The sequence below is a fragment of the Dactylosporangium sp. NPDC049140 genome (genome assembly GCF_040648435.1).
The window spans coordinates 49,435-70,878 of record NZ_JBEZDS010000015.1 but is presented as its reverse complement, the minus strand read 5'-3'; the positions used below and the strand labels follow the sequence as shown (position 1 = coordinate 70,878).

At 74.9% G+C, this 21,444-nt stretch carries 24 protein-coding genes, 1 tRNA gene and 1 pseudogene; 9 read left to right on the top strand and 17 right to left on the bottom strand.

Annotated features, from left to right (window positions below; genetic code table 11):
- Positions 1-3: 3 nt before the first annotated feature.
- The gene (locus tag AB0B76_RS24640; RefSeq protein WP_360379321.1) at positions 4-1,788 is read left to right on the top strand and encodes an alpha-glucuronidase; all 1,785 of its coding nucleotides are present in this window, start codon (positions 4-6) and stop codon (positions 1,786-1,788) included.
- A 60-nt stretch (positions 1,789-1,848) separates the two neighbouring features.
- Here AB0B76_RS24640 and AB0B76_RS24635 read toward each other — a convergent pair whose 3' ends face one another.
- From AB0B76_RS24635 to AB0B76_RS24625, 3 genes are read right to left on the bottom strand one after another with little or no spacing between them, the layout of a single operon-like run.
- A complete protein-coding gene (locus AB0B76_RS24635) occupies positions 1,849-2,742 on the bottom strand; it encodes an SRPBCC family protein (RefSeq protein WP_360379318.1) in 894 nt (297 codons plus the stop codon).
- Positions 2,726-3,340 carry a helix-turn-helix domain-containing protein gene (locus AB0B76_RS24630; RefSeq protein ID WP_360379315.1) on the bottom strand — a complete coding sequence of 205 codons (615 nt, stop codon included), beginning with the start codon at positions 3,338-3,340 and terminating at the stop codon, positions 2,726-2,728. Before AB0B76_RS24630 ends, AB0B76_RS24635 begins: the two co-directional genes overlap by 17 nt.
- A gap of 34 nt (positions 3,341-3,374) precedes the next feature.
- Positions 3,375-4,793, bottom strand: coding sequence for a PLP-dependent aminotransferase family protein (locus AB0B76_RS24625; RefSeq protein WP_360379312.1), 1,419 nt, complete (start codon positions 4,791-4,793; stop codon positions 3,375-3,377).
- 47 nt (positions 4,794-4,840) lie between these two features.
- Between AB0B76_RS24625 and AB0B76_RS24620 the strand changes: the two genes are divergently transcribed.
- On the top strand, positions 4,841-5,980 hold the full coding sequence (locus tag AB0B76_RS24620) for an MFS transporter (RefSeq protein ID WP_360379309.1): 1,140 nt from the start codon (positions 4,841-4,843) through the stop codon (positions 5,978-5,980).
- A 155-nt stretch (positions 5,981-6,135) separates the two neighbouring features.
- Here AB0B76_RS24620 and AB0B76_RS24615 read toward each other — a convergent pair whose 3' ends face one another.
- The 5 genes and pseudogenes from AB0B76_RS24615 to AB0B76_RS24595 all read right to left on the bottom strand — a co-directional run bounded on the left by AB0B76_RS24615 (position 6,136) and on the right by AB0B76_RS24595 (position 10,061).
- Positions 6,136-7,344, bottom strand: coding sequence for a hypothetical protein (locus AB0B76_RS24615; protein WP_360379306.1), 1,209 nt, complete (start codon positions 7,342-7,344; stop codon positions 6,136-6,138).
- Between the two features lie 57 nt (positions 7,345-7,401).
- Complete coding sequence (locus AB0B76_RS24610) at positions 7,402-8,451, bottom strand: cation diffusion facilitator family transporter (RefSeq protein WP_360379304.1); 1,050 nt, start codon at positions 8,449-8,451, stop codon at positions 7,402-7,404.
- A 23-nt stretch (positions 8,452-8,474) separates the two neighbouring features.
- A pseudogene (locus AB0B76_RS24605) lies at positions 8,475-8,681 on the bottom strand (hypothetical protein); the annotation flags it as partial.
- A gap of 22 nt (positions 8,682-8,703) precedes the next feature.
- Positions 8,704-9,882, bottom strand: a complete 1,179-nt coding sequence (locus AB0B76_RS24600) for a M28 family peptidase (protein ID WP_360379302.1) — start codon at positions 9,880-9,882, stop codon at positions 8,704-8,706.
- Complete coding sequence (locus AB0B76_RS24595; RefSeq protein ID WP_360379300.1) at positions 9,879-10,061, bottom strand: hypothetical protein; 183 nt, start codon at positions 10,059-10,061, stop codon at positions 9,879-9,881. The genes AB0B76_RS24600 and AB0B76_RS24595 overlap by 4 nt, the downstream gene beginning before the upstream one ends.
- Before the next feature lie 83 nt (positions 10,062-10,144).
- On the opposite strand from AB0B76_RS24595, the gene AB0B76_RS24590 reads away from it, so the two are divergent.
- A complete protein-coding gene (locus AB0B76_RS24590) occupies positions 10,145-10,480 on the top strand; it encodes a metalloregulator ArsR/SmtB family transcription factor (protein ID WP_360379297.1) in 336 nt (111 codons plus the stop codon).
- Between the two features lie 11 nt (positions 10,481-10,491).
- Positions 10,492-11,157, top strand: coding sequence for a hypothetical protein (locus tag AB0B76_RS24585; protein ID WP_360379294.1), 666 nt, complete (start codon positions 10,492-10,494; stop codon positions 11,155-11,157).
- A 27-nt stretch (positions 11,158-11,184) separates the two neighbouring features.
- Here the strand turns inward: AB0B76_RS24585 and AB0B76_RS24580 are convergent, their stop codons facing one another.
- Positions 11,185-11,334 (bottom strand): hypothetical protein, encoded by a 150-nt coding sequence (locus AB0B76_RS24580; RefSeq protein ID WP_360379291.1) that lies wholly within the window; start codon positions 11,332-11,334, stop codon positions 11,185-11,187.
- A gap of 31 nt (positions 11,335-11,365) precedes the next feature.
- Between AB0B76_RS24580 and AB0B76_RS24575 the strand changes: the two genes are divergently transcribed.
- Positions 11,366-11,803: a hypothetical protein gene (locus AB0B76_RS24575; protein ID WP_360379289.1), complete on the top strand. Its 438-nt coding sequence runs from the start codon at positions 11,366-11,368 to the stop codon at positions 11,801-11,803.
- Here the strand turns inward: AB0B76_RS24575 and AB0B76_RS24570 are convergent.
- On the bottom strand, positions 11,750-11,989 hold the full coding sequence (locus AB0B76_RS24570) for a hypothetical protein (RefSeq protein WP_360379286.1): 240 nt from the start codon (positions 11,987-11,989) through the stop codon (positions 11,750-11,752). The two genes, AB0B76_RS24575 and AB0B76_RS24570, sit on opposite strands and share 54 nt — an antisense overlap.
- A 213-nt stretch (positions 11,990-12,202) precedes the next feature.
- Between AB0B76_RS24570 and AB0B76_RS24565 the strand changes: the two genes are divergently transcribed.
- Positions 12,203-12,571: a glucosaminidase domain-containing protein gene (locus AB0B76_RS24565; RefSeq protein WP_360379657.1), complete on the top strand. Its 369-nt coding sequence runs from the start codon at positions 12,203-12,205 to the stop codon at positions 12,569-12,571.
- Between the two features lie 54 nt (positions 12,572-12,625).
- On the opposite strand, the gene AB0B76_RS24560 is transcribed toward AB0B76_RS24565, so the two are convergent.
- The 3 genes from AB0B76_RS24560 to AB0B76_RS24550 form a co-directional block, all read right to left on the bottom strand.
- Positions 12,626-12,811 (bottom strand): DUF3073 domain-containing protein, encoded by a 186-nt coding sequence (locus tag AB0B76_RS24560; protein WP_360379283.1) that lies wholly within the window; start codon positions 12,809-12,811, stop codon positions 12,626-12,628.
- Positions 12,812-13,190: 379 nt separating this feature from the next.
- A complete protein-coding gene (locus AB0B76_RS24555) occupies positions 13,191-15,377 on the bottom strand; it encodes a hypothetical protein (protein WP_360379281.1) in 2,187 nt (728 codons plus the stop codon).
- A 1-nt stretch (position 15,378) separates the two neighbouring features.
- Positions 15,379-15,451, bottom strand: a tRNA-Pro gene (locus AB0B76_RS24550).
- 95 nt (positions 15,452-15,546) lie between these two features.
- Here AB0B76_RS24550 and AB0B76_RS24545 point away from each other — a divergent pair.
- Both AB0B76_RS24545 and AB0B76_RS24540 read left to right on the top strand, forming a co-directional pair.
- Positions 15,547-15,939 carry a metalloregulator ArsR/SmtB family transcription factor gene (locus AB0B76_RS24545; protein ID WP_360379279.1) on the top strand — a complete coding sequence of 131 codons (393 nt, stop codon included), beginning with the start codon at positions 15,547-15,549 and terminating at the stop codon, positions 15,937-15,939.
- A complete protein-coding gene (locus AB0B76_RS24540; protein ID WP_360379277.1) occupies positions 15,875-16,729 on the top strand; it encodes an SRPBCC family protein in 855 nt (284 codons plus the stop codon). Before AB0B76_RS24545 ends, AB0B76_RS24540 begins: the two co-directional genes overlap by 65 nt.
- Here AB0B76_RS24540 and AB0B76_RS24535 read toward each other — a convergent pair.
- A complete protein-coding gene (locus tag AB0B76_RS24535) occupies positions 16,726-17,475 on the bottom strand; it encodes an SDR family oxidoreductase (RefSeq protein WP_360379275.1) in 750 nt (249 codons plus the stop codon). The genes AB0B76_RS24540 and AB0B76_RS24535 overlap by 4 nt on opposite strands.
- A 54-nt stretch (positions 17,476-17,529) precedes the next feature.
- On the opposite strand from AB0B76_RS24535, the gene AB0B76_RS24530 reads away from it, so the two are divergent.
- Positions 17,530-18,291, top strand: a complete 762-nt coding sequence (locus AB0B76_RS24530; protein ID WP_360379272.1) for an IclR family transcriptional regulator — start codon at positions 17,530-17,532, stop codon at positions 18,289-18,291.
- A 175-nt stretch (positions 18,292-18,466) separates the two neighbouring features.
- Here the strand turns inward: AB0B76_RS24530 and AB0B76_RS24525 are convergent, their stop codons facing one another.
- The 3 genes from AB0B76_RS24525 to AB0B76_RS24515 form a co-directional block, all read right to left on the bottom strand.
- Positions 18,467-19,444, bottom strand: a complete 978-nt coding sequence (locus AB0B76_RS24525) for a CATRA system-associated protein (protein WP_360379270.1) — start codon at positions 19,442-19,444, stop codon at positions 18,467-18,469.
- Between the two features lie 71 nt (positions 19,445-19,515).
- Positions 19,516-19,962 (bottom strand): NUDIX domain-containing protein, encoded by a 447-nt coding sequence (locus tag AB0B76_RS24520; protein ID WP_360379267.1) that lies wholly within the window; start codon positions 19,960-19,962, stop codon positions 19,516-19,518.
- Between the two features lie 42 nt (positions 19,963-20,004).
- Positions 20,005-21,417 carry a hypothetical protein gene (locus tag AB0B76_RS24515; RefSeq protein ID WP_360379265.1) on the bottom strand — a complete coding sequence of 471 codons (1,413 nt, stop codon included), beginning with the start codon at positions 21,415-21,417 and terminating at the stop codon, positions 20,005-20,007.
- Between the last annotated feature and the right edge of the window lie 27 nt (positions 21,418-21,444).

Below are 21,444 nucleotides of genomic sequence, written 5' to 3'. Positions count from 1 at the left end.
GGCATGAACGCCGTCCATCCGGCGTGGCTGCGGCGGGTCAACGACGAGGGGGTCGTGCTCACGCGTGACCCGGGCTGCGGGCTGGGGCCGGAGGCGTACACGATCGCGCGGGCCGGCGGCGTGACCACGGTGGTCGCGGCGGACGAGGCCGGGCTGCTGTACGGCTCGTTCCACGCCCTGCGCCTGGACGGGGACCAGCCGGCGTCGACGCACCGGCCGGCCGCGGCCCGGCGGATGATGCAGCACTGGGACAACGTGTTCGTGCACCCCGTCATGGGCCAGGTCGAGCGCGGGTACTCCGGCGGGTCGCTGTTCTGGGAGGACGGGGCGCTCACCGGCGACCTGGACCGTGTCTCGGACTACGCGCGGCTGCTGGCCTCGACCGGGATCAACGCGGTGTCGGTCAACAACGTCAACGTCCACGCGGGCGAGGCGCGGCTGCTCACCGACCGGCTCGGGGAGGTGGCGCTGCTGGCGTCGCGCTTCCGGCAGTACCACATCCGGGTCTTTCTCTCCGTCTCCTTCGCCGCGCCCATGACCCTGGGCGGGCTGGACACCGCCGACCCGTGCGACGCACAGGTGCGGGCCTGGTGGGCGACGGCGACGCGCCGGGTGTACGACGTGATCCCGGACTTCGGCGGCTACGTCGTCAAGGCCGACTCGGAGGGGCAGCCGGGGCCGTTCGCCTACGGGCGCACGCACGCCGACGGAGCCAACCTGCTCGCCGCCGCGCTGGCGCCGTTCGGGGGTGAGGTGTACTGGCGGGCCTTCGTCTACAACCACCGGCAGGACTGGCGGGACCGGACCACCGACCGGGCCCGGGCCGCCCACGACCACTTCGTGCCGCTCGACGGGCAGTTCGCGGCAAACGTGATCCTGCAGGTCAAGCACGGGCCGATCGACTTCCAGACCCGGGAGCCGGTGTCGCCGGTGCTGCTGGGGATGCCCGCGACCCGGCTCGCCGTCGAGCTCCAGGCGACGCAGGAGTACACGGGGCAGCAGCGGCACGTGTGCTACCTGCCGCCGATGTGGAGCTCGGTGCTGTCCACCGTGGCCGCCCGGGTCGAGGCGGTCGTCACCGTGTCGAACGCCGGCGAGGATCCGTACTGGACCGGGCACCCGCTCGCGCAGGCCAACCTGTACGCGGCCGGGCGCCTCGCCTGGGACCCCGCGCTGGACCCGATCGAGCTGCTCGACGAGTGGATCCGGCTGACGTTCCCCGCGGCCGCGGCGCCGGTCCTGCACGCGCTGATGGACTCGTCGTGGTCGGTGTACGAGCAGTACACGGCGCCGCTGGGGATCGGGTTCATGGTCAGGCCCGGCGATCACTACGGGCCGGACGTCGACGGGTACGAGTACAGCCCCTGGGGCACCTACCACTTCGCCGACCGTGACGGCGTCGGCGTCGACCGCACCGTCGCGACCGGGACCGGGTTCACCGGGCAGTACCCGGAGCCGTGGCGCTCGCGGTACGAGTCCCTCGACACATGCCCGGACGAGCTGCTGCTGTTCTTCCACCACGTGCCCTACACGCACGTGCTGCACTCCGGCCGCACGGTCATCCAGCACATCTACGACACCCACTTCGCCGGCGCGGAGGCCGTGGCCGCGATGGTCCGGCGGTGGGCGGCGCTGCCGCCGGCGGTGGTGGGCGTGGACCTGCACGACCGGGTCGGCCGGCGGCTGGCCGAGCAGGAGCGGTCCAGCGTCGAGTGGCGGGATCAGATCAACACGTACTTCTTCCGGAAGTCGGGTATCGCGGACGCGCTCGGCCGTCGCATCCACTGACGCCGCGGCCTCGGCCCGCCGCCGCCCCGGTTCCTGCGCGGAACCGGGGCGGCGCAACGGCTACACGTCGATGGTGAGCATCTCGGCCGGGATGCCCGGGGCGTGCATCTCCCGCCAGATGGTGCGCCACTGCGGAATCTCGTGGAAGCGCCGCAGCTCGGCGACGCCGCCGAGCCAGCCGGCCCAGCCCGGGTACGGCGGGTTGTCGACGTCGAACCCGCTCTGCACGAACGTGAGCCGGGTCTTGCCGTCCGAGCCGTCCAGCTCCCAGCTGGAGGTGAGGGCGCCGGCGAAGTTCAGCGTCGCCTTGCGGCCCGGCTCGAACTCGACGAACTTGACGCCGCCGGGGTCGACGTCGAAGCCGCCCATCGCGAACCGGCCGCCCACGAAGGGCTCGATGTCGACCTTGGCCCCGAACCACCGCTGGAAGGTCTCCGCCTGGGTGAGCGAGCCGAACACCGCTTCCGGGGTCGCGTCGATGAGCACCGAGGCGCGCATCTCGGCCGAGGTGTAGTCGCACTTCGGCGTCAGGTCGCGGCCGGCGACGTAGTCGGCCAGGTTCGCGATCGCGAGGGACCAGAACGTCTGCAGCGCGCCGCGGGGTCCGGCCTGGTCGGACAGGACCTCGGCGAAGGTGGGCAGGTCGCTCTGGGTGAGGGTGAGCAGGGTCCCGTCGTCGCCGTCGGCCAGGGTGATCTCGACCGTGGTCTCGACGCCGTCGACGGTCCAGGCCAGGCGCAGGGTGTTGTCGTCGGCGTGCAGGACGCGCTGGTGGGGTTCGGCGCCGTCGGGGGTGTAGCGGCCCCAGAACTGGTATCGGTCGGGCAGGTCCACCTCGGCGTACTCGGCCAGCCACACCCGGAGCGCGGCCGGGTCGGTCAGTGCCGCGTGGACGGCCTTGGGGGTGGCGGGCAGGGCCGCGCGCAGCAGCAGGAGGTCATTGAGGTCGGTCATGAGCTTCTCCTTCGGGCTTCGGGTCTTCGGTAGGGCGGCTCGGGTCTTCGGTGGGGCGGCTCGGGTAGCAGGCCAGGGCCAGGCGGAACGGGTCGCCGTCGGGGCCGCCGTAGCGGGTGAACAGGTCCTGCAGCAGCTGCTGCAGCTCGCCCAGGAACGCCGCCCGCTGGTCGGGCCGGACCCGGATGTCGCCGGACACGCCGATCGAGGGCAGGTCGGGCCGGGCCAGGTCGAGGGCGGCGACGTCGGCCTGCACGTCCTCCATCAGGTCCAGCAGGTGACCGAGGCTGAGCCGGTCCCGGGCCTGCCGCAGCCCGATCCGGCCCACCAGGCGCGGCGACAGCCAGTACGAGCGGCCGGTCGCCTGGTAGATGCCCTCGTGGATGCCCCGCACCCGCCGCTGTGCGACCTGACTCACCAGACCCGCGTCGACCAGCCGTTTGACGTGGTAGTAGACCCGCTGCGGGGTCTGATCCAGCTCCGCCGCCACCTCGGTGCACGACCGGGGCTCGGCCAGGCACCGCAGCACTTCGATCCGCTGCGGCTTGAGCAGGGCCTCGGCCTGCTCGATCTGTTCGAGGTACACGACATCTCTCATGGCAAAATCAGTCTTTACGTAAAAGAAGATTTTGTCAATCGCCCGGGCCCTGGAGAAGGTCGGCGATCGCCGCGATGCCGGCTCCGATCGCGCGCTGCGAGGTGTTGCCGAAGCCCAGGACGAGGCGCGGGCGGGCCGGTCGGGGGCCGCGCCACAGGCCCGCGTGGCCGTACAGGCCGACGCCGCGCTCCCGGGCCCGCTCGATCAGCGCCGTCTCGTCGGCGCCGGTGGGCAGCGTGACGACCGCGTGGAAGCCGGCGGCCAGACCGGTGACCGGCAGGTGCGGGGCGTGCTCCGCGAGGGCGCGGATGAGCACGGCGCGGCGGGCGGAGTACTCGGCGCGGACCCGGCGCAGGTGGCGGTCGTAGCGGCCCGACTCCATGAGCGCGGCCAGGGCCAGCTGGTCGATGGCCGGGCTGCCGCGGTCGGCGAGCCGCTTGGCGTGGGCCAGGCCGGGCCGCAGGCGCTCGGGGGCGACGATCCAGCCCAGGCGCAGGGCGGGCGCGAGGGACTTGCTGACGGTACCGAGGGAGATGACACGGTCCGGGGCCAGGCCCTGCAAGGAGCCGACCGGGTCGCGGTCGTAGCGGAACTCAGCGTCGTAGTCGTCCTCGAGGATGAACCCGTCGCGCTCGCGGGCCCACGCGATGAGCTCCAGCCGCCGCGGGCCGGACAGCACGACGCCGGTCGGCCACTGGTGGGCCGGGGTGACGAGGACCGCGCGGGCGTCGCGCAGGCCGCCGGGGTCGAGGCCGTCCGCGTCGACCGGGACGGCCTCGACCCGCATCCCGGCGGCGTCCGCCTGCTCGGCCGTCGACGCGCCCGGGCCCGGGTTCTCCACGGCCAGGGCCTCGATGCCGGCCCGTCGCAGCACGGGCAGGACCAGCGCCAGGGCCTGGGCCATGCCGGCGCAGACGATCAGGTCGTCCGGGGTCGCGGCGACCGCCCGGACGCGCGTCAGGTACGCGGCCAGGACCTCGCGCAGGCGCGGCTGGCCGGTCGCGTCGCCGTAGTCGAAGGCGGCGTTGGGCATGGTGCGGCAGGCCTCGCGGACCGCCCAGGCCCAGTCGTCGCGGGGGACGAGCCCGAGGTCGGGCACGCCGGTGCGGAAGTCGGCGACGGCCGGCGGCGGGGCCGGCGGATCGGCCCGGTGCGCCGGCGGCGGCGTCCCGTGCGCGGTGGCGCCGGTCGCGACGCGGGTGGCCGAGCCGGGGCGGCTGGTGAGGTACCCCTCGGCCTGCAGCTGCGCGTAGCAGTCCTGGACCAGGCCGCGGGAGAGCCGCAGCGCCCGGGCCAGCTCGCGCGACGACGGCAGCTTCTCCTCGCCGGCGAGGCGCCCGGTGCGGATCGCCTCGCGCAGCGCGTCCTCCAGCTGCGTGCGCAGCCCGGCCGCGCCGCCCCGATCGATCGTGACAAACAGCTCCGGCCCGAAACCGGCCCACTCGACAGGCATGAAACTGGACCTTATCAGTGAGCCGGTTACTCCCTAACGTTCTGGCCATGGCCCTCGACACCGCTCCCCGCACCCGCCTCCTCACCCGTCCGCTGCTGCTGCGCCTGGCCTCGATCGCCGGCTCCGCGATCGGCTTCTACCTGCCCCTGTCCGTGGTGCCGATGCTGGCGCAGTCCTCGCGCGGCGCGGGCCTGGCCACCGTCGCCCTGCTCGTGGCGACGGTGGCCGTCGAGCTGGTGACGCCGCGGCTGGTGGCCCGCCTCGGGTACCGCTGGTCGCTGGCCCTGGGCCTGTTCCTGCTCGGCGCCCCGACGGTGGTGCTCGCCTTCGACGCCTCGCCGTGGTCGATCATCGCCGTGAGCCTGGTCCGCGGAGCCGGGTTCGCCGTGTGTACCGTGGCCGGCGGCGCCCTGACCGCGACGCTGATCCCGGCCGGGCGGCGCGGCGAGGGCCTGGCCCTGATCGGCCTGGTGAGCGGCGTGACAAGCCTGCTTGCCCTCCCGCTGGGCGTCTGGGCGGCGGGCCGGTGGGGCTTCGGCCCGGTGTTCGTGGCGACCGCGGCGTGCACGCTGCTGGCGCTGCTGTCGGTGCCGGGCCTGCCGCGCGGCGGCTCGAGCCCCGGCGGCCACCACGGCATGCTGGCCGGCCTGCGCAGCCCCGCCCTGACCCGCCCGGCCCTGATCTTCGCGGCGTCGACGACGGCGGTGGGCGTGATCGTGACGTACCTCCCGCTGGCCGCGGCCGACCTGCCCGCGTGGGTGGCCCCGGCGGCCCTGCTCCTGCAGCCCGCCGCCGCGACGGCCGCCCGCTGGTTCGCGGGCCGCGTGGGCGACCGCCGCGGCCCGGGCGGCCTGCTGCTGCCCGGCCTGCTGCTGGCCGCGACCGGCACCGCGGCGCTCGCCCTGACCGCCAGCCCGGCCGCGCTGCTCACCGGCTCCCTGCTGCTGGGCGCCGGCTTCGGCGTGCTGCAGAACGCGACCCTGACCCTGATGTTCAACCGCGTCCCGGCCGGCGGCGAGAACACGGTGAGCGCCATCTGGAACACCGCGTACGACCTCGGCATGGCCGCGGGCGCGCTGGCCGCGGGCCTGATCGTGGGCACCGCCGGCTACCCGGCGACGTTCCTGCTGACCGCCGCCCTGATGCTGCCGGCCCTGCCGCTCATCCGCCGCGACCGTGTTTCCTAGCTCGCTGCGCTCGCGGTGGGGGAGCTGCGCTCCACCCACGCCCCCTCAAGATCTACGCCGGCGCGCTCGGGTGCCGAACGAACGCGGACGGCCCCGGTATGCGCCGCGGTGCCGACGAGGTGCATATCGGCACCGCGGGCCGTCCGCGACCGCCGCTAGTGCAGGCCGTCCGGGTCGCAGTACTCGACCTCGTCCGTGGTCTGGAACGGGCCCACGATGATCCCGCGCTGGAACGGCTTGCCGCGCAGGACGTCGTCGGCGGCGGCCTGCAGGGCGAACTGCTGCAGCACGCGCAGGTTGCGCCCGGCGATGGTGATCGGGCGGCGTACCTCGTACAGCGCGGACCACGGGCATTCGTAGTAGCAGCTGCTGCCGTCGCGGGTGCGCAGGACGGCCACGTCGCCCGCGGTCACGGCGGCGTCGATCTGGGCCTTCAGCGCCAGGGTGGCGGCCGGGTCCGGGTCGTACTGCCACAGCTCCTTGATCGCCTGCTTCGCCTTGGCGTCGCGCTGCCAGCGCTTGAGGGTGGTCCGGTCGGTCAGGCACCAGGGGTCGAACCGGACCCCGCCCGGCAGCGTGGCCGGGTCGGGGCGGGCGGCGGGGCGGATCGCGCGGTACCCGTCGAGCAGACGCGGCATCGCGGCCAGCTGCCCGACGTGGAACCACAGCTCCAGCGCCTGCTTCAGGTTGTTCTCCACCAGCTCGTGCAGCGCGGCGTTGTGCCGGGCGCTGCGCAGCCCGACCGCGTAGTCCGCGGCCGCGGCGGCCTCGGCGGTCAGCTGCTTGAGCCGGTTCACCGCCTGCCGGTGCCGCTCCGGCACGCCGGCCGCCTCCAGCGCGTACATGGCCACGTCGACGTGCTGGCGCACCGGCGGGATCGCGGCCAGCAGCGCGGCCAGGTGCTCCGGCGGGCACGGCTCGACCTCCGCCCAGGGTGGGAGCGCGGCCGGCAGCGCGAGCTCGGCGGTGATGTCGTAGTCGGGGTTGACCCGGGCCTGGCGGCCGCGCGAGATCCACCCCTCGACCGCGCTGAACCAGGCCGACACCTGGTCGAACGTCACGGCCGGCACGTACCCGACCGTGCGCGGGTTCGCGGCGTAGTCGGCGTCGAGGAACTGCTCGCCGAGGGTCTGCAGCACGAAGGCGTTCCAGGCCGCCACCAGCTGGCTGCCGACCGCGGGCGGCGCGTCCCACACGCCGGTGCCGCCGGCGGTGAGCTCGTCGCGGACCTTCTCGGCGGCCAGCAGCTCGTCGTAGGCGGTCTTGCCGGCCGAGCGCAGCGCCTCCAGCAGCGCCGCGTCACGCTCCCCGGCCAGGGATGCGCGCATCTTGGTCAGCATGGTCGGGCGCAGCGGGTCGCTCATGGGGTCCTCTCGGGGCGGGGGCGGCATTCACGGTAGCGACTGCGTGCACGCCCCGGTTCAGCCGGCCGCCGGCCGGTAGGACACGCCGTGCGAGTCGGCGCAGTGCGGGTCCGGCCCGTCCAGGCTGATCTCGTACCCGGTCGACACCGTGGGGTCCGTGTCGGCGTGGTCGACCTGCAGCGTGCTGTGCGTGATGCGGTACTCCCGCCGCACCAGCTGCTCGATGGCGTGCCGTACCGCGTGGCAGTCGCGGCCCTCGGCGACGAGCACGTGCGCCGACAGTGCCGGCTGCCCGGACGTGATCTCCCAGACGTGCAGGTCGTGTACCTCGACCACGTCGGGCAGGCCGGCGAGCCGGGCGCCGAGCGCGGCCGGCTCGATCCCGGCCGGGGCCGCCTCCAGGAAGATCCGCCCGGACGCGCGGACCAGCGACAGCCCCGCCTTGAGCATGAGCGCGACGACGATCAGCGTGGCGATCGGGTCGGCCCGGGTGAACCCCGTCGTCACCATCACGGCCCCGGCCACGGCGGTGGCGATGAAGCCGTACAGGTCGTTGAGCACGTGCTGGAAGGCGCCCTCGATGTTGAGGCTGGAGCGGTTCGCCCGCGACATCGCCCAGGCCGCGGCCAGGTTCACCGCGATCCCGGCCAGCGCGGTCACCAGGACCAGCCCGCCGGTCACCGCCGGCGGGTGGATCAGCCGCCGGACCGCCTCGACGCCCAGCACCACGCCCAGGATCAGCATGGTCAGCCCGTTGGCCTGCGCCGACAGGATCTCGGCGCGCTTGAGCCCGAAGGTGTAGCCGCCCTTCGGCGGGCGGGCCGCCAGCCGCATCGCGACCAGGGCCAGCACGATCGCGCCGGCGTCGGTGAGCATGTGCGCGGCGTCCGAGAGCAGGGCCAGCGACCGCGCGATGAGCCCGATCACGACCTCGCCGGCCATGAACACCCCGATGAGCCCGAGCGCCAGGCTCAGCCAGCGGCGGTCGGCGTCGGCCGAGACCCCGTGGCTGTGTCCGGCGTGACCGTGCCCGGCGTGGTCGTGCCCGGCGTGGTCATGGCCGTGATCGTGGTCGTCCTCATGGTCGTGGTCGTGGTCGTGACTCATCGTCGGCTCCTCGTCGGCCCGATTCATGCGCAACCCCGCATATGTTGGCAGCGTACCTCCTGGCACGGTAGGGCGGGCCGGCAAGGCGGCCGGCGTGGGCGGCCGTACCCGACCGTCTGGGTGACGGCGAGCGCGGCGACCACGGAGCGGGCCTGCTCGTAGCCGGTGGCCAGCAGGAAGGTCGGTGCCCGGCCGTAGGACTTCGCGCCCACCGCGTAGTACCCGGGCTCGCCATCATCCTTCATCGCCGATCTACGATGAAGGCTGACCGAGCAGCATCACCGTCGCCACCACCAGTCGGGCGATCGCGGCCAGGGTCGCCGGCTCGACGCGGTCCGGGGTGTCGGCCGGGCTGTGGTACCCGGCCATCCCGGCGCCGATGCCGACCGCGGCGAGCCCCGCGGCGGCGTACCGGCGGTTGTCCGAGGCGACCGGCCCGGCCACCAGGGGCAGCCCGGTGTGCCGCCCGGCCTGGTCGAGCGCGGCGAGCAGCGCGTGCGCCGGGCCGCCGGCCTCGACCGCGGCCGCCTCGTGCAGATGGCCGGCGCCGTCGACGTTGATGACGAGCGGGCGCTCCCCGGCGGCGCGCAGCGCGGCGGCGTGGTGGGCCGAGCCGAGCGCCCCGGCCTCCTCCCCGTCGAGCAGCGCCACCGCCAGTCCGGCCGTCTCCGGCAGCGCCTCGGCGAGGGCGGCCGCGGCCTCGAGCACGACGGCGACGCCGCTGCCGTTGTCCGCCGCGCCCGGCTGGCGCATCCCGGGATGGTCGCCGACGCCGTCGAAGTGGGCCGTCAGCAGCACGTCGGGGCCGCCCGCCGCGGGGCGCCACCGGCCGTGGAGGTTCGCGGCGGGCACGTCGATCCGCCGGATCGGCGCGTTGCCGGCGAAGACGCCGGTGCCGGCACTCGCGGCGCGCAGGACGGCGGCGTGCGTGGCGGGGTCGAGGGTGAGCACGGGCAGCGGACCGGGGCCCGGCCCGGCGAGCATCGTGTACTGCCAGCCGTCCGCGTCGACGCCCCGCCCCGGCAGCAGGCCGAGCGCGCCCCGGGCGTGACCGTGGGCCTCGGCCAGGGTCATCCCGCCCGGCACGACGAGCCAGCGCCCGGACGGATCGCCGGCCCCGGCGACCGCGACCGGACCGCGCCGGGTCGACGGTTCGTCGGCCGATGCCAGGTGTACCCCCACCTGCCGGCCGAACGCCAGACGCTCCCCGGACCACTGCGCGGCCGGTGTCGCGTAGACGTCGGGCAGGTGCGGTACCACGAACGGCTCCACCGTCACGTCGGCGCCGGCCTCGGCGAGCCGCTCGGCCAGCCAGGCGCGCGCCGCGGCGCCACCCGCGCTGCCGACGCGCCGGCCCGTGAACGCCGCACCGGCCAGGGCCGCGACCGTCGCGGCCATCCGCTCGCCCGACACCCGTTCCCGGGTCTTCATGCGCAGCAGCCCTGGCCGGCGGCGACTGTGCCGGCCTTCGCCGTGCTGCCGCAGCAGGAGTTCTCGGCGGCGGCTTCGGCGGTGGTACCGCAGCAGGGCGCACCGGCCGCCGGTGAGGGCGCGGGGGCCGCGGGCGGGTTGCCGCAGCAGCCGCCGGCCGGGGCGTGGGTCTCACTCATGGTCTCGTCGCTTTCGTGAGGTTGTCTCGACATCGGTCTAATCAACAGTTGCACCCTGTTTCGACATCTGTCAACCTAGAGGAATGTCGAAACAGCTCACGCCCTTGGCGGAGCGGCGGCTGCCGGCGGACACGGCGGCGGCGCTCGCGCCCGCCTTCAAGGCGCTCGGCGACCCGGTCCGGCTGCGACTCCTGTCGATGATCGCGTCGGCCGGGAGCGGCGAGATCTGCGTGTGCCACCTGACGCCGGCGTTCGACGTGTCCGGCCCGACCGTCTCGCACCACTTGCGTACCCTGCGCGAGGCGGGCCTCGTCACCGCCGCCCGGCGCGGAACCTGGGTGTACTACCGCGCCGACGCCGGCCTGCTGCACCGGCTCGGTGCACTGTTGAGCGTGGAGACGCCCGGCGCGGGGTCGTAACATCGACAGACATGGGCCAGTCCGCGCCGGACCGGATCGCCGCCTACCTCGACGAGGTGACGGGCGCGCTGCCGGCCGGGCGACGGACGCGAGCGGCGATCCGCGCCGAGCTGGCCGACGGCCTGGCCTGCGCGGTCGAGGCGCGCCTCACCCGCAGCACCGCACCGGCCGCACCGACCGCGGTGGCCGAGGCGACCGCGGCGGCGCTGGCTGAGTTCGGCGCGCCGGCCGTCGTTGCCCGTGCCTTCGCCGGTGAGCTGCTCATCGAGTCGGCCCAGCGGACCGGGCTCGGCCTGCTCTGCGGCGGGCCGCTCGCCGGGCTGCTGTGGGTTCTCGCCGCGCCCGTCACCGGGTCGTCGTGGCCGGACCGCGTCTACGCCGCCCTCACCGCCGTCCCCGCCTACCCGGTGGTGCTGGCCCTGGTCGTACCGGCGGCGGCGGTGTCGGTGGCCGCCGGCCGGCGGTTCGGGCACCGCCTGCACCGCCTCGGCGCGGTCACCGCTCAGTTCGCCGTCGCCGGCTGCGTCGCCGGGGATGTGTTGCTGCTGGCCGCGGTGGCGGGCACCGGTCCGGCCGGCTGGGCAACCTCCGCGGCGGCCACGGCGAGCGGGCTGCGGCTCATCGCGGCGGCAGTGGCCTGGCGGCGGTTGGCCCGGCTGCGGGCGGCCGCGGCCTGAGCGGTGGCGGTCGGGAGCGGCCATGGCTCATCGCGGCGGGGTCGGCGCGGCGGTGGGCAGGGTCGGGAGCGGCGGCACGGCCGGCACGACGCCGTCGAGGTCCGCTCGGCCGGCGGCGAACCGGCGGACCGGATCAACCCGGTCGCGGTCGCGGCGATGCGCGAGGCGGGCTGACAAGCCTGCTCCGAGGCGCTGCGAAGATCCGTACATGTGTGCGAAACTGCTGCTCATGCTCTCGGACGAACTGCGTGTCGAACGCCTGCACCGCGACGAGCGGCTCGCCGTCGCCCTGATCACCGGGGTCGCCGAGAACTGCACGCTGCGTGGTGGGCACAGCCTCGCCGAGGGTCGCGACGCCATCGCCGCCGAGCTGGAGCCGCACCACCCCGGGCGGCGGCGGCTCATCCTCGCGCACAGCGCGGCCGCGTTCGTCGGCGGGGAGTACCACTACCAGCAGGCCTGCGCCGAGCTCCTCCTCGGGCTCGGCGCCGACCTCGACCTGGCCGTGCGCATCGCCATCCGGCGCACCGGGCTGCCGGTCACCAACCTCGGCAACGCGGAACGCCGCCGGCGCCTCATGGCGATCGAGCCGCTACCCGCCCCAGACCCGGGTGATGCCACCGGAGATGCGCGCGGGGCCGGCTGAAGGGCGGGCGGCGTCGACCACGACCGGGCGCGGCGGCCCGGCCACCACCCCGTTCACGGTGCCGTACCCGATCTCCGTGCTCACCAGCGACGGCAGCCCTCGCGTGGTGTGCCGGGGGAGCGTGACCGGTACCACCGGCATGACCCGCTGCGCCTCCCGCACCGCCGCGTCCAGCCGGCCCGTCACACGGACCACTGTGGCCCAGCGTGATGCTCCGGCGCCATCGGGTAACCGGCCGGAGCGCGCGCAACCGCCCTGCACCGTCGCCCGAACTGCGCCGCGCCGCGCCTCGCCACGGCCGCGCAGGCCGGCGTCCCGCTGTTCTCGTGCCGCTCGCACGGCCCCGACTGCCGCCAGGCGGGCGCGCCGCCCGTGGTCCTGCCCGAGCCGAACGGCACCATGGGCCAGGACGAGTTCATCGCGGCCGCGGTGCCGGGCGCCCAGCAGAGCCGCCGCGAGCACGGCGTGCCGGTGTCGGTGACCCTGGCCCAGGCGATCCTCGAGTCCGGCTGGGGCACGAGCGCCCTGTCCACTGTGGACAAGAACTTCTTCGGCATAAAGTGCAACGGGCAGGGTAAGCACGCACTCGGCTGTCGCGCCACGCCACGAGCGAGTGCACCGCGGCCGGGGCGTGCTTCTCCACCACGGCGTCGTTCCGGATGTACGGCAGCGCCGCGGCCTTCCGGTACAAGAACGACCCGAACCGCTTCGTGGCCAAGATGCACAAGGCGGGCTACGCCACCGACCCGCAGTACACCGTCAAGCTGACCGGCGTGATGGTCAAGGTACAACCTGTACCAGTACGACCTGCCGACCTGGGTCCTACGGGTGACGTACCGGGAGGTCGCCGTCGTCGGACCAGTCGGCGGTGTCTTCCACCGGCCGCGCGACCGAATGCGGCTCGCCGCGCAGCTCGTGCTGCAGCGCCGCGAAGTCGGTCGGCGGGCTGAGGTATTTCAGATCCCGCGCGATCTTCGCCTGCTTGGCCTTGGCCCGTCCGCGTCCCATGAGTCGCCCCCCATGCGCACAAGTGTTGGAAGTCCATTCGTGCCCGATACGATAGCGCGCCGCCGCGACGCGGGCGAGCCGGTTCGCTGTGATCTCGGCACACGTATACCCCGCCGCGAAATGTACGGCCGGTCATGCACCGAACGTGGCCGGATGATCACCGCCGCCCGGCTCGTTTCACGACCCGGATCACGGGTGCCGCCTGCACCTCGCCGATCGCCGGCAGCGCGCCGAGCCGCTCGGCCGACTGCGCGTCGGCGTCGACGTGGACACCGCGGGTGCCCGGCCGGCACGCCGCGGCACGGCTGTCGGCGAGTGTGTCACCGGTCCACCTGGCCGCGACCGGTGCGGCCGTCGCCGCCCATCCCGACCGTGGCCCTCACGCCAGTAGCCAGTGCCGCCCGGTGGTCCAGCCCTGCAGGCGGCGCCCGCTCGTGAGCGAGGCCCCGGCCGCGACCTCGGCCAGCCCGGTCAGGACCGGGGTGAGCCGGGCCCGGACCGGCCGCGGCGCGGCGGCCAGCTCGGCGGCGAGCGCCTCGATCACCGGGGCCGGGTCGCCCGCGCCGGGCAGGGAGAGGTAGCAGACAAGGTGGCGCCAGGCGTACGCGATGTCCTTGACCGTCGACTGTGGACGCCGGCTGGTGCCGAGCCGGCCGGTGAGCCGGACGACGGTGGTGAACGTGCGCCGGGTCAGCGCCGGCCAGCCGTCCGGCGGGGTGACGCCGAGCGCGCCGGCCAGCGTCGCGAGGTTGTGGGTGGTGAGGATCTGCGCCTGCTCGATCACCATGCCGTTGGCCGCGACCCGCGACCCGCCGTTCGCGGCCCCGGCGGTGCGGTGGGCGCGGCGCCGGCAGAGCGCGCCGAACGCCTCGGCGTCGCCGGGCAGGTCGTCGTAGTCGATGTCGTAGTACCGCGCGTAGAGGCCGCCGGCCAGCACCCGCCCGGCGAGCTGGGCGGCGCGCAGGAACTTGGGCGAGAACCGGCCCATGAAGATGTCGGCGGCCAGCTCCTCCACCCACGGCAGATCCTCGCCCGCCTCGCCGCCCAGCGCGGCCAGCTCGGCCACGAGCGGGTTGGGCAGCAGCGTCGCCGGGAAGCCGTCCAGCGCCAGCTCCGCCAGCCGGCCCAGCGTCGCGCGGGCCTCGCCGCGGGAGCCGGCGGTGGCCTGCCGGTACGGGGCCAGGGCGCGGACCCACGGCAGTTCCTCCAGCCGTACCTGATGCCGCAGATCCAGCAGCAGCAGCGAACGGCGCCGCCGGAAGGCGCGGTAGGTCGCGGCCATCAGGGTGCGCAGCGCCGGGTCGGGATACGCGGCGGCACTCGTCATCGCCGACAGCTGCGGCACCAGGTCGGCGAGCACCTCGGCCGACGGCACGACGCCCGCGCCGATGAGTTCCGCGACGGTACCGGCGCAGGCCCGGCGCACCACCCGCCGGACCGCGTCCGGGACGACCGCCCCGACCGGCACGCCGTGCGCGACGGCCTCGGCCGCGGACACCGGCGCGCAGACCGCGTCCACGTCGGTGATGCCCGCGTCCGGGTCCAGGGCCGCGACCCGGGCGACGACGACCCGGGCCAGCCGGTGGTGCGTCGGCCGCGCGGCGTTGCGGGCCTGGTCCGCGCGCAGCGCCGCATGCCGCGGCGAGCCGGGAAGGCCGCGCCGGGCCACCATCGAGTCGACCGTGTGCCGCAGGAGGCCCACCGTCCGCGGCCCCGGGCCGAGCGCCTCCTCGGTGGCCGCGCGCAGGACGGCCAGGTTCTCGCCGGGCCGGCGGTGCTTGCCGCACCGGGTGTGTCCGGCGGCCAGCCGCTCGTACCGCGCGAGGAGCTCGGCGGCGCGCTCCCGCCACCCGGCCGCGCCGGGGTCGAGCCACAGCTGGAGGAACTCGTCGGCGAGCGGGTTCCACACCGTCAGCGCCTCGCGCATCGCGGCCACGCGCTCGTTCTCGCGCCGCCGGCCCAGCGCCGCGCCCGCCGCCCCGGCGGTCTCGCGCCACACCACCGACCAGTCCCGCGCCGTCGCCGCATCCGGCACCGGGGCGAAGCTCAGCCGATCCGCGAACGGCGCGATCTCGTCGAGCAGATCCAGCGCGGCGCCCGGGTTCCCGGCCCGCAGCAGCCACGCGACCACGAGCAGTGCGGCCTGCTCGGCCAGCTCGACCCGGTACGCGCCCCCGTCCAGCAACGCGCCCAGCGCGGCCGACCCGTCCTCGCCGAGGAGCCACGCGAACAGCGCGCCGCGCCCGGCGGGCACCCCGGCCTCGTGCGCCAGCTCCGACTCGTACGCGCGCAACGGCCCGCCGGCGGCCGGGGTGCCGGTGGCGAACCCGCCGCGCACCACCTCGGGCGTGACCCAGGCGGGCAGCCCGCGCACCGGCGTGCGGGAGCCGATGCTCAGCCGGCCGGAGGCCATGCCGTCCAGCACCGCGGCCCACTGCTCGGCCCGCCGCTCCGCCCGCGCCCGCACGTCCGGGTCCGCGTCGGTCACCGCGGTGACGAACGCCCGCGCCAACCGGCCGGCCGGGTAACCGGAGCCGGCCTGAACCTCCGTGCCGTCAGTGTCCATGCCGACGTGGCGGGCCCTGCCCCCGCGCCCTCCGGGTCCCGAGCCCGGTGCTCTCCTGCCTGAGCTACACGCCGTTCGCCGCCGACCATAAACCAGTCCGGCCCGCTGCCCGATCGGGTTTACGGTGTGTGCGATTGACGGTATATACCGTGCGGAGTATGTTCGAGGGGTGCTGTCGGTCTTCGAGGTGCTCGCGCTGCCCGCGCGGCGGGACGTCATTCACGCGCTGCGTGGCGGGCCCAGGTCCGTCGGGGAGCTCGCCGAGGGGCTCGGGGTCAGCCAGCCGATCATGTCGAAGCACCTGCGCGTGCTGCGTGACGCCGGGTTCGTGAGCGTGCGCGCCGATGCGCAGCGCCGGTGGTACGAGCTGCGCGCGGAACCGCTCGCCGAGGTGGCGCAGTGGCTGGAGCCGTACCGCTGGATGTGGGAGAGCCGCCTCGACCGGCTCGGGGCGCGGCTGGACTCGATGCGCGACGACGAAGAGGAGACCCAAGGCCATGACCGATCCGGAGCTCGTCGAAACCGGGCCGCGGCCCGCGGTACACCTGGAGCGCACCTATGACCATCCGATCGAGCGCGTCTGGCGGGCGGTGACCACGCCGGAGCACCTGGCGCAGTGGTTCCCCACCGAGGCGACAATGGACCTCCGGCCGGGCGGCCGCATCCGCTTCGGCGACCTCGGCGACGGCGGCTCCGAGGGCGAGGTCGTCGCGGTCGAGCCGCCGCACCGCCTCGACTTCCTCTGGGGCGACCAGCGCTTCGAGTTCCGCCTGGAGCCCGCGGGCGCCGGCACCCGCTTCACGCTCGTGCACCACTTCGACGACCGGGCCGGCGCCGCCAGCTTCGCGTCCGGTTGGGAGACCTGCATGCGGGCGCTTTCGGCGGTACTCGCCGGAGCCCAGCCGCCCCCGCCCGGCCGCGCGGTCGCCCGGCACGAGGAGCTCGTGAGCCGCTTCGGGCTCGACCGGCCCGAGGTGACCCGCGACGCGGGCGGCTGGCACGTGCGCTTCGAGCGGCAGCTCACCTGCCCGGCCGAGCGCGCCTGGAGCATCTTCTTCGGCGGCGGTGACGCGCCCGGCGCCGGCGAGGCGTTCCACCCGTTCGCCGCGCCCGGCGAGGTCCTCGGTACCGTGGTCGCCGCCGACACCGCGAAGACCTTCGTGTTCGACACCGCCGCGGGGGAGCCCGGCACCCAGGTGCGCCTGCACCTCGGCCCCGGCACCGGCCACGGCGCCCGGCTCGTGCTCGAGGTCGACGGCACCGACGAGTCCGAGATCGGCCCGGCGATCGACCAGTGGGGCGGCGGCGCGATCGCCCACGTCGCCCGCGAGGCGGCCGCGAGCAACGGTTAGCGGCCGCCCGTCACGTCGATCGTCGTGCCCGTGACGAAGGCGGCGTCGGGGGAGAGCAGCCACGCCACGGCGCCGGCGACGTCCTCGACGGTGCCCGCCCGGCCCATCGGCTGCTGCGGCCCGACCCGGCGGGCCCGGTCCGGGTCGCCGCCGTCGGCGTGGATCTCGGTGTCGATGATGCCCGGGCGCACGCTGGTGACGCGGATGCCGTGCCGGGCCACCTCCAGCGCCAGCCCCCGGGTCAGCGTGTCGACGGCGGCCTTGCTCGCGGCGTAGTCGACGTACTCGCCCGCCGCGCCGAGGTCCGCCTGCTTCGACGAGAGGTTGACGATCGCCCGGTCCGGCCGGTCGCTGCCCCGCATCCGCAGCACCGCCTCGCGGCAGCACATGGCCAGCCCGACGACGTTCACCGCGAGGACGCGCGCCCAGCGCTCGGCCGTGATCTCCTCGAACGGGCCCTGCCGCTCCAGGATGCCGGCGCTGTTGACCAGGCCGTTGAGCGGGCCCATCGCGTCCGCGGCGGCGAACAGCTCACCGACCTGGGCCGGGTCGGCGACGTCGCAGGACCGGGCGCGGACCGGGGCGTCGGGCCGGTCCAGCTCGGCCACCAGCTTTTCGGCGCGTTCGTGGTTTCCGCGGTACCCCAGCAGCAGTCCCCGGCCGGGCACCCCCGCAAGCCGGCGGGCCACCCCCGCGCCGATCCCGCGCGTGCCCCCGGTGATGACGTAGACGGCTTCGAGTCGCATGGGGCTGGACCGTACGGGCCGAGGCCCCCGCCGGGGGAGTGGCAGAATCACTGAGTGAGTCAGACGATGATCGGCCGGGTCCTGGCGCTGCTCGACGCCGTCGCCGACGCGGGCGCCATCAGCCGCCGCGACCTGGCCCGCGCGACCGGGCTGCCCCCGGCGACGGCCAACCGGATCGTCGCGAGCCTGCTCGGGCAGCGCCTGCTCGCCGAGTCGCCCGCCGGGCTGCGCCTGGGCCTTCGGCTGTTCGAGCTCGGCACCCTGGCCGGCGACTCCGGGGTCAGCCTGCTCGACGTCGCCCGCCCGTACCTCGTCGACCTGCACGGCGCCTTCGGCTGGACGTCCCAGCTCGCGGTCCTCGACGGCGACGCGGTGATCTACCTCCTCAAGGTCGACTCCCACCGCCGGCCCCGCCTCGACACCCGCGTCGCGGGCCGGTTCCCGCCGCACTGCACCGGCGCGGGCAAGGCCCTGCTCGCGTTCGGCCCGCCCGAGGACGCCGACGACATCCTCGGCCGCGCGCCGCTGGCCGCCCGCACCCCTGCCACGATCACCGACCGCTCCCGGCTGGCGGCGGACCTGCGCGCGACCCGGCGCCGCGGGTACGCCGTCGACCGCGGCGAGTTCCAGCCCGGCATGATCGGCGTCGCCGCACCCGTCCGCGCGGCCGTCGGCCCTGTCGCAACGCCCGCTCGCGCGGCCGGCCACCCGGTTGCCGCGGTTACGCTGGCCGGCCCCGCGGAGTCGTTCGACGTCCCGCGCGCCGCGCACGCCCTGCGCATCGTCGCCCAGATCATCGAGTCCCGCCTGCGGTGACGTTCGACGGAAGCCAGTCAGGACCGGACGCACCGCCGCGGCCGCCGATCGGGCGCCGGCCGGTCATCCGCGCGGCCGTTCCCGCATTCCGCCGATTGGGTCTGGCCGAAGTGCCTCACGTGCGGCTAATCTGGCTCGTGAGACCGGCATCTTCCCCCGTGGATGCCGGTCTCCATTATTTCCGGTGTACCGGCTGAGGCTCGGCAAGCTCGATCAGCGCCGCGATGCGCGCTTCGAGCCGCGGCGGGCACGAATGCGCACCGGCCGGGTCGGTGGCGATGGCGTTGCCCGGTTCGAGCAGTTCGATGCGCTGGTGGGCCACGCGCAGGCGGCCGTAGTCCCGGTCCCGGAACGCCGCCTCGACCTGCTCGCTGAGGCCGTCGAGCAGCAGCCACCCGTCGGCCGGCAGCCGCCAGGTCAGCGCCGCGCGCAGCGCCTCGGCGATGTCGTGCGCCGGGGCCTCGGTGCTGCGCGGGTACGGCAGGTACTGATAACCGACCCCGCGCACGGTGACCAGATGGTGCGGCCGCGCCGGCTCGGGCTCGATCTTGGCGCGCAGCCGCTGGATGTGCACGGTAAGCGTGTTGCTGTCACCCGGTACGCCGTCCCAGATGGCGCCGAGGAGATGCTCCCGCGCGAGCGTGCGGCCGGGGTTGCGCACGAACGCCTCCAGGAGCTGAAATTCCTTCAGGGGCAGCTCCAGCGGCCGGCCGGTGACGGTGGCGGTGCGCGCGGCCGGGTCGAGCTCGACCGGGCCGGCGGCGATGACGCGCGCCGGGGCCCGGCCCGCGACCTCGGGCCGCCGGCGCAGGACGGCCCGGATGCGCGCGACAAGCTCGCGGGTGCCGAACGGCCGGCCGAGATAGTCGTCGGCGCCGTGGTCCAGGGCCCGGACGATGTCCTCCTCGCCGCCGCGGGCCCCGACGACGATGATCCCGATGTCGGGCCGGGCGCGCAGCTCCCGGCACAGCGCCAGGCCCGGCTCCTCCACCCGGGCGAGCTCGAGCAGGACGACGTCGGCACCGTGCGCATCGACCTCGAGCACGGCATCGGCGAGGCCGGCGACCCGCGTCTCGTAGCCCTCGCCACGCAGCAGCGCGGTCAACGCGGCGTTCGGCGACGGGTCGTCCTGGACGAGCAGCAGGCGGGTCACAGCCACAAAGATATGTCAAAGTGCCCGGGCGGCGCGGCCCGGAGCCACCTTGCAGAATGCTCACCGGCCGCTCACCAGCCGAACAGCGCCAGGGTCTCGCCCCGCTCGATGGCCGCCAGCGCCCCGCCGACATAGTCCACGATGTCGGGCGGGGGGCTCCGGACGTCGGCCCAGCACAGCTCGCCGCACTTGTCCGGCTCGGCGATGCGCGGCTCGCCGGTCCAGGCCTCCACCGCGAAGAACAGATGCAGATACTCGTGGTCCTGCGGGTCCTCGGCCGCGGTGTGCAGCACCAGCGTGAGGCGGCAGCGGGCCGGGTCCGCCTCGACGCCGACCTCCTCGCGCAGTTCGCGGACCAGCCCGCTGACCGCGTCCTCGCCGCCGTCGAGGTGCCCGGCCGGCAGCCCCAGGCACCCGTCGCGGTGCCCGGTCCCGGCGCGGCGCATCAGCAGCAACCGGTCACCGTCGCGGAGCATGCCGTGCACGGCGACGGCGGCGCGGAAGGGGTCGTACGCCACCGACCGACCCTACCGCGCCGAGCACGGCGGCCCCGGAAGGCACTACTGCGTGGGGCAGCCCGAAGGCGCGTCGTTGTACTCGTTGGTGTAGATACGCACGAGCATCCGGCGATTGGCGTACTCGGTGAAGGTCCACAGGTGCCCGTTGCCGTCCGAGTCGACCCAATAGCTGATCTGCTCGGCGTTGTTCACGTAGACGCCCTTGGCCGCGCACACGCCGTCGCCGTCGTGTTCGTACCACAGCTCGCTGCTGTCGTTGCCCGGCACGGTGCGGGAGACGAAGAACTCGGCGCGGCCGGAGGTCGCGTTCGGGCGCTCCATCACGCCCTGGACGCCCTCGAAGTTGGTCGTGGCCAGCTTCGTGGCGGTGACCGGCGTGGCCGATCCGGTGGCGATCCGGTCGAGCAGGTCGCCCGTGGGCCAGTTCACGATCCGCACGGGCACGCCGGAGGCGGTCATGTCGGCCGGGTTGCGGTACTCCGACGAGACGATCGAGTTGTCCGACCACTGCAGCGAGATGCCCGAGAAGCACAGGCCCGCGTTCAGGCTCGCCGGTGTCGTCGAGCACCCCGACGGCGTGGTCGCGAACTGGCCGACCTGGACCATCACGTACCGGTACCCGGCGGCGCACACCCGGCCGCCGACCACGCCGATGTCGTTCACCCCCGGGGCCGCGCCGCCGCTGCCGCACGTGGTGTCGTACGGGATCTTGTACGTGCGGCGCGTGTCGAACACCTTGAACCCGGCGCCGTGCCAGGACACGAACAGGTACGGCCCGTACCAGACCGCGCCGCCGCCGTGCACGTCGCAGATCGGGGCGATGACGTTGCCGTTGCCGGTCGGCGCCACCAGGAGCACGTGGCGGTACGCGCTGTGGGTGCCGTCGGTGTACGGGCGCTGGATGAACGTCGCCCGCAGGTTCACCGACCGGTCCGGGTCGTCGGGCACGCTCGTGCACCGGGCCCGGTTGCCCGTGTTCGCCGCCTGCCGCCACAGGCCGACGATCTCGTCGCCGCCGGCGGAGTACCCAGCGTACCGCTGCGCGTCCTGCGAGCTCGTCACCGCCTGCGGCACCCAGGCGTCGGAGGTCTCGTCGGCGCCGGAGAAGCACCACGCGGCCAGCGTGTACTGGGCGTCGGCGGCCGAGATCGCCGCCTTCGCGGCCGAGCACTGGCCCGCCGACTTGTAGTACATCTGCTGGTCCGTGTGGCTGTAGACCTGGGCCAGGCCGGGGCCGCCGTCGGAGGACAGCGACCCGCCGGCGACGGCGGCGTCGACGGGCGCCAGGTTCGAGGCACTCCACGCCAGCTTCTGCAGCCCCGACGTGCTCTTGCCGGAGTCCACCACGGGCTTGACGTTGTCCCAGGCGACCGCCCAGGCCGTCGCCGAGCCGGCCAGCACCACGGCGACCGCCGCGGTCAGGACGAGGCCGGGTCGTCCGATACTTATGCGCATCGATGCAACCTAGTGCAAGCCGGCGAT

Bases quoted from the DNA above. Each gene is read 5' to 3' on its own strand.
- AB0B76_RS24640 (WP_360379321.1), top strand. From the start codon at position 4: ATGAACGCCGTCCATCCGGCGTGGCTGCGGCGGGTCAACGACGAGGGG.
- AB0B76_RS24635 (WP_360379318.1), bottom strand. From the start codon at position 2,742: ATGACCGACCTCAATGACCTCCTGCTGCTGCGCGCGGCCCTGCCCGCC.
- AB0B76_RS24630 (WP_360379315.1), bottom strand. From the start codon at position 3,340: ATGAGAGATGTCGTGTACCTCGAACAGATCGAGCAGGCCGAGGCCCTG.
- AB0B76_RS24625 (WP_360379312.1), bottom strand. From the start codon at position 4,793: ATGCCTGTCGAGTGGGCCGGTTTCGGGCCGGAGCTGTTTGTCACGATC.
- AB0B76_RS24620 (WP_360379309.1), top strand. From the start codon at position 4,841: ATGGCCCTCGACACCGCTCCCCGCACCCGCCTCCTCACCCGTCCGCTG.
- AB0B76_RS24615 (WP_360379306.1), bottom strand. From the start codon at position 7,344: ATGAGCGACCCGCTGCGCCCGACCATGCTGACCAAGATGCGCGCATCC.
- AB0B76_RS24610 (WP_360379304.1), bottom strand. From the start codon at position 8,451: ATGAGTCACGACCACGACCACGACCATGAGGACGACCACGATCACGGC.
- AB0B76_RS24600 (WP_360379302.1), bottom strand. From the start codon at position 9,882: ATGAAGACCCGGGAACGGGTGTCGGGCGAGCGGATGGCCGCGACGGTC.
- AB0B76_RS24595 (WP_360379300.1), bottom strand. From the start codon at position 10,061: ATGAGTGAGACCCACGCCCCGGCCGGCGGCTGCTGCGGCAACCCGCCC.
- AB0B76_RS24590 (WP_360379297.1), top strand. From the start codon at position 10,145: ATGTCGAAACAGCTCACGCCCTTGGCGGAGCGGCGGCTGCCGGCGGAC.
- AB0B76_RS24585 (WP_360379294.1), top strand. From the start codon at position 10,492: ATGGGCCAGTCCGCGCCGGACCGGATCGCCGCCTACCTCGACGAGGTG.
- AB0B76_RS24575 (WP_360379289.1), top strand. From the start codon at position 11,366: ATGTGTGCGAAACTGCTGCTCATGCTCTCGGACGAACTGCGTGTCGAA.
- AB0B76_RS24565 (WP_360379657.1), top strand. From the start codon at position 12,203: ATGGGCCAGGACGAGTTCATCGCGGCCGCGGTGCCGGGCGCCCAGCAG.
- AB0B76_RS24560 (WP_360379283.1), bottom strand. From the start codon at position 12,811: ATGGGACGCGGACGGGCCAAGGCCAAGCAGGCGAAGATCGCGCGGGAT.
- AB0B76_RS24555 (WP_360379281.1), bottom strand. From the start codon at position 15,377: ATGGACACTGACGGCACGGAGGTTCAGGCCGGCTCCGGTTACCCGGCC.
- AB0B76_RS24540 (WP_360379277.1), top strand. From the start codon at position 15,875: ATGACCGATCCGGAGCTCGTCGAAACCGGGCCGCGGCCCGCGGTACAC.
- AB0B76_RS24535 (WP_360379275.1), bottom strand. From the start codon at position 17,475: ATGCGACTCGAAGCCGTCTACGTCATCACCGGGGGCACGCGCGGGATC.
- AB0B76_RS24515 (WP_360379265.1), bottom strand. From the start codon at position 21,417: ATGCGCATAAGTATCGGACGACCCGGCCTCGTCCTGACCGCGGCGGTC.